Source organism: Clostridium sp. RTP31139st1_H3_RTP31139_211217, assembly GCF_040227035.1.
GTDB classification, from domain to species: Bacteria; Bacillota; Clostridia; order Clostridiales; family Clostridiaceae; genus Clostridium; species Clostridium saudiense.
In genome coordinates, this window is the sequence record NZ_JBCOAB010000085.1 from 1 (window position 1) to 5758 (window position 5758).

At 27.4% G+C, this 5758-nt stretch carries 5 protein-coding genes; 1 reads left to right on the forward strand and 4 read right to left on the reverse strand.

Translation table 11 applies throughout. The features are described 5' to 3' along the window. The first annotated feature begins 241 nt into the window (after positions 1–241). On the forward strand, positions 242–805 hold the full coding sequence (locus tag ABUA17_RS18230; RefSeq protein ID WP_042394792.1) for a protein kinase family protein: 564 nt from the start codon (positions 242–244) through the stop codon (positions 803–805). Between the two features lie 187 nt (positions 806–992). Here ABUA17_RS18230 and ABUA17_RS18235 read toward each other — a convergent pair whose 3' ends face one another. From ABUA17_RS18235 to ABUA17_RS18250, 4 genes are all read right to left on the reverse strand, one after another. Continuing rightward, entirely contained in the window at positions 993–1202 is a 210-nt protein-coding gene (locus ABUA17_RS18235) for a heavy-metal-associated domain-containing protein (RefSeq protein WP_042394795.1), read from the reverse strand. 111 nt (positions 1203–1313) lie between these two features. Then, positions 1314–3740, reverse strand: coding sequence for a heavy metal translocating P-type ATPase (locus ABUA17_RS18240; protein WP_195951874.1), 2427 nt, complete (start codon positions 3738–3740; stop codon positions 1314–1316). An 18-nt stretch (positions 3741–3758) separates the two neighbouring features. Beyond that, positions 3759–4019, reverse strand: coding sequence for a metal-sensing transcriptional repressor (locus ABUA17_RS18245; protein ID WP_042394801.1), 261 nt, complete (start codon positions 4017–4019; stop codon positions 3759–3761). Positions 4020–4489: 470 nt separating this feature from the next. Next, the gene (locus ABUA17_RS18250) at positions 4490–5440 is read right to left on the reverse strand and encodes a TDT family transporter (RefSeq protein WP_042394804.1); all 951 of its coding nucleotides are present in this window, start codon (positions 5438–5440) and stop codon (positions 4490–4492) included. Positions 5441–5758 lie beyond the last annotated feature (318 nt).

The window sequence follows — 5758 nt, forward strand, 5'->3', positions numbered from 1 at the left end:
TAAACTTATATAATTTTCAAAGAGCGAGCAATTCTATGAAAAATCAAGCTATTTTTTCATATCAGCTTAACAGATTCCTTGTTTTTAATATTATTTTTTAGCACAATATTTACATGATTATATCATATTTTCTATAATATTAGAAATTAATTTCTAATATTATGAACCATTAATTAAATTATTGCTAGAATTTTTCCAGTAGTTTGCATATACTATCCTAAGCAATAATTTAAGTGATATTATGAACTATACCATAGAATTAAATGATTGTATTTTACTTGGATCCGGAGCTGAAGGAAGTGTTTTTCTTACTCCAGAAGGTTTTGCTATTAAGCAGTTTAATACAATAAAAGCTGCTAAAAAAGAGGTTTCTATTCTTGATGATGTAAAAGATAGTCCTTTTTTTCCAAATGTATTGATTAGAGTGAGCAATATAGTTGTTAGAGAATATGTCCAAGGTGAAAATCTCTATGAATATATTCAAAAAAAAGGCTTATCCTATTCTCTTTCTAAAGAAATAATAGATTTACTCGAAGATTTAAAAAGATTAAAGTTTAAAAGACTTAATGTTAGAAATGCTCATATTTTTATTGATTCTAACGAAAAAATTAAAGTTATTGATCCAAGAAAACCTTATGTAAAAAACACCCCCTATCCTAAAGACATAATTAAATTACTTTTGAAGTTAAAGGTATTTGATAAGTTTTTACAAGATTTATTAAATTATAGACCTGATTTATTAGATTATTGGATTGACGGATATAATTATGTAGCCAATAATTACAGACATGTACTAAGATACTGATAAAAAAATATTACTATACAATATTTTTTTATGACAAATTATAAGTGGTAAGTTAATATTGAAACTCCTAATGGATTTTCTAAAAATATAGTTTTAATTAAATAAACCTATATTTATTTTTTAACTTACCACTTCAATTTACTGCTTATTTTTTATTTCTTTCTTACTAAATTAGTATTAAATTTAGCTACATACTTTCGATTGATACTACATCATAGCCTTGATCTTCAATCTTTTCTTTAATTTCATCATTGTTAGAAGATGTTTCAACTATGGCATACTTTTCTTCTAAATTCACTTGAATTTTGCCTGAATCTTTTAGCTCTGCTAAAGCTTCTTTTACATGATTTACACAATGATTACAACTCATACCTTCAATAAATATCTTTTTTAACATTAATATCTCCTCCTTAAATTATCAAAACCAAATATAAAAATTTCATATTTATATTGTTAATTTTATTAAATAAAATTATTTATAAAATAATTATTTTTTACTAATTAAATTTTAAGCCTTAAACTTCTTAAGTCTTAAAGCATTAGCTAATACTGAAACTGAACTTAAACTCATTGCTGCTGCGGCAATCATTGGATTAAGTAATGGTCCTCCAAATATGTGTAATACCCCCATGGCTACAGGTATTCCCAAAACATTATATCCAAATGCCCAGAATAAATTTTGTTTTATATTTCTTATTGTCGCTTTACTTAACTTAATAGCTACTATAACATCCATTAAATCGCTTCTCATAAGAACTATATCTGCTGATTCAATTGCTACATCTGTTCCTGATCCAATTGCTATTCCTATATCTGCTTGTGCTAATGCTGGTGCATCATTGATTCCATCTCCTACCATTGCAACTTTATCATCTTTTCCTTGTAACTTTTTAACTTCGTTTGCTTTATCTTCAGGCAATACTTCTGATAAAACTATATCTATTCCTACTTGCTTTGCAATAGCTTCAGCAGTCTTTTTATTGTCTCCTGTAATCATTGCAACTTTAATTCCCATGTTATGAAGCTCTTTAATTGCATTAATACTACTTGGCTTTACTGTATCAGCAACTGCAATAATTCCTTCTAATGAATTATTTATTGCAATAAACATAGGGGTTTTACCCTCATTTGCTAATCTATCTGCTTCACCCCTTAATTCACCTATGTCTATTGACCTTTCCTTCATCAATTTTAAGTTTCCTAATAAAATTGATTCATTTTCTATTACTACCTCTATTCCATGACCAGGTATTGCATTGAAATTTTCTAATGATTTTAATTCAATATTTTTTTCTATTGCTGCTCTTACTATAGCTTCACCTAATGGATGTTCAGATCCCTTTTCTGCACTTGCAGCTAAAGCTAATAATATATTATTTTCTTTCCCTCTAGATACTATATCAGTAACAACTGGTTTTCCTTCTGTTATTGTACCTGTTTTATCAAATACTATAGTATTAATTTTATGAGTAATTTCTAATGCTTCTCCACCTTTAATTAATACTCCATTTTCTGCACCTTTACCTGTACCAACCATTATTGCTGTAGGTGTTGCTAATCCCAAAGCACAAGGGCACGCAATTACTAGTACTGATATAAATATTGTTAATGCAAATACCGGTGTTTCTCCAGCTATTAACCATGCAATTGCTGAAAAAATAGCAAGCCCGATTACTATCGGAACAAAGTATGCTGAAATAACATCTGCCATCTTTGCAATTGGTGCTTTTGATCCTTGTGCATCTTCAACCAATTTAATTATTTGAGATAATGCTGTATCTCCCCCCACCTTTGTAGCCTTATATTTAATAAAGCCTGTTTTGTTAATACTTGCACCTATTACATTACTTCCAACTATTTTTTCAACTGGTATACTTTCTCCAGTAAGCATTGATTCATCTATTGCTGTTGAACCTTCAATAACTTCACCATCAACTGGTAACTTTTCTCCTGGCTTAACTAATATTATATCTCCAACTACAACTTCATCTATTGGAATTACTATTTCGTTACCTTCTCTAATAATAGTTGCTGTTTTTGGTGCTAAGCCCATTAATTTTTTAATTGCTTCAGATGTTTTTCCTTTTGATATTGCTTCTAAATATTTTCCAAGTGTTATAAGTGTTAATATTGTAACTGCTGCTTCGAAATATAAATGCATAGCATAGCTTGTATCACCAGTAGCTATTTTATACATTCCAAATACACTATAAAGAAAAGCTGCACTTGTTCCTACAGCTATTAGTGAATCCATATTTGGACTTAACTTTATCAAATTTTTAAATCCAATTAAATAGAATTTATATCCTATAGCCATAACTGGAACTGTTAATATAATTTGAAATACAGCAAAGTTCATTGGATTAACCATAGGGTCTATTATCTTAGGCAATGGCATTCCCACCATGTGTCCCATAGTAACTATTAAAAGTGGAATTGTAAAAATACATGAAAAAATAAGTCTTCTTAATAATTTATCTTTATCAGATAATTTTTTTTCTGTATTTTCTTTTTCTTCTTCTCTTACAAGCTTATAGCCAGCTTTTTCTACAGCTCTTTTAATATCTCCGTAAGTTACTATATCGTCATCAACTGTAATACTCATTTTTTCAGTAGTTAAATTAACTACCGAATCTTGAACACCTTCTATTTTTTTTGTTACTTTTTCAACTCTACCAGCACATACTGCACATGTCATTCCTTCAACCCTATAAGTATGGGTTTTTATATTTTTAATTACTGAATATCCAAGAACTTCTACTTTCTTTTCTATTTCATTTGATGTTACTTTATTCTCATCAAAACTTACTGTTAATGTTTCTGTAGTAAAATTAACACTAGCATCTTTCATGCCTTCCATTTTTTTAATTCCACGTTCTACTCTATTTGCACATGCAGAACATGTCATTCCACCAATTTTATATTTTTTATCCATTTAATTTCTCTCCTTTCCTTATTTAGATATCTTCTCAAAAAGATTCATTATTTCATCTATCTTTTCATCGCCATTATTATTTATTATCGCATCTTTAACACAATGATCTAAATGTCTTTTTAAAATTTGCATATTTGCCTTTTTTAATAATGATTGAACTGCAATTATTTGATTAGAAACGTCAATACAGTATCTTTCATCTTCAATCATTTTTATTATTCCTTCAATTTGTCCTTTTGCTATTTTTAAATTTTGAATTGCTTTTTTTCTTTCTTCCATAGTTCTCCTCCATATTACCCCCCACCCCAGGGGGGTATGTTTTAATTATAATACTTTTTATTTCTATGTCAATATTAATATTTTTTATTATTTCTTATTCTTTATACAAAATTTTATTGCTACTTATCCCTATATTTATCAGATATATTTTTTAATTTATTAGGTTAAACTATTTATGTGTTATTAGTGGAAAATCTTTTATAGATGCAAAATTAATAACTAATTTAATACTTCAGTTAAAAGAGGTGAATGAAATGAGTAAATGTTGTTCAAAATCTGATCCTAGCTGTAATGATTATGCAGAAAAAGTGAAAAATAAGGCAAATGAAAAAACACCTTATGAAATTGATAAACCAACTAAACATTTTTAAAATTAAATCTTCAAATATAAAATTAATATGCTCATCATATAGTTTCATCATTTAAATTAGACACTATATAAGGAGCATATTTTATTAAATTATAAAATTTTATTTATTTTTATAACTATCTACTAACATCATAAAGAATTTAAATAATACTACTGATATTATACCAGTTGTTATGTATATTTGAATTCCAGCTATTTGATTTACAATATAACCAAAAGTTTCATATCCTTGACCTATTAAGTAAGCAGACATCTTTGTTGAAGCTACAATTCCTATAGCCATAGGGAACGTAAGTCCTGCAAATCCTGGATGGAAAATATATGAGAAGAATTTTGGTAATTTGCTTATTATGAATATTAATGCACAAATTACTGCAAAGTATAAATAATAAACTATAAATTTATTTGGTGTTTGAATAAAATTAAGGTAACTTACTAAACAAAGACTTGATGGTGCAAGTACAATTGCTTGAGTATGATACATTGGATCTTTGATTTCATATTTTGCTAATCTATAAATCATAAATGGAATTATTATAGTAAATACTGCAATACCATAGTATACAACTATTTTACCTATTAAAGGTTCATTCATAACTCCACCAACTACTGTAGAAACCATTATACCATTATATGTAACAAACCAACTTGGAACGAAAGTTTGCATATTAACACCTTTTACTACGTTTCTATATGTAAATATTAGAATGTGAATTGCATGTAATATTAAACCTATAAACCAAAGTGCCTTACCAAAAGCCGCATTATAAGTATAAATATAACTACCAATAATCATAGTTATCATTGTAAATCCTGCATAAAGTGATGCTGGAACTGTATTTGAATATTCATTTTTTACAGTATCAAAGTGAGCAACCATTTTAACTATATATGCTATTAAAACAGCAATTGCTGCCCATATAGTTAAATGTCTTACCCATGTATATCCCATACCTGAGTATACATTAGCTAAAGTTGATGCCCCTACCATGGTTGGTAAAATTGGAACTGGTAAGTTTTTAATCTTTTGTATTAGTGACTTATTATTCATGATTCCTCCTAAAATTTAAAAATAAACTAATAAATAAGTTCTATATATATCTTGTGTAATAGAGTTGAATTAAATTCATTTGTTAATTTTTTCACTTTTCATTCAACAAATTTACTTAATCACTCCTCAACAATAGTTATTATACTTATAGAAATCATTCAAGTATGTGATTTTTATCACAATATTGTTAATTTTTTAATTATTTTTTTAAGATATTTTATTAAACTAAAAATATAAAATAATATTAATGACGAATTGTCAAGCTAAGTGCAACACTTAGCTTGTTCTTCGTTAAATGCTTCTAACGGTGTCTTGTAT

Excerpts from the sequence above, each read along its gene's own strand:
- ABUA17_RS18235 (WP_042394795.1), bottom strand. The coding sequence starts at position 1,202 with ATGTTAAAAAAGATATTTATTGAAGGTATGAGTTGTAATCATTGTGTA.
- ABUA17_RS18240 (WP_195951874.1), bottom strand. The coding sequence starts at position 3,740 with ATGGATAAAAAATATAAAATTGGTGGAATGACATGTTCTGCATGTGCA.
- ABUA17_RS18245 (WP_042394801.1), bottom strand. The coding sequence starts at position 4,019 with ATGGAAGAAAGAAAAAAAGCAATTCAAAATTTAAAAATAGCAAAAGGA.
- ABUA17_RS18250 (WP_042394804.1), bottom strand. The coding sequence starts at position 5,440 with ATGAATAATAAGTCACTAATACAAAAGATTAAAAACTTACCAGTTCCA.
- ABUA17_RS18230 (WP_042394792.1), top strand. The coding sequence starts at position 242 with ATGAACTATACCATAGAATTAAATGATTGTATTTTACTTGGATCCGGA.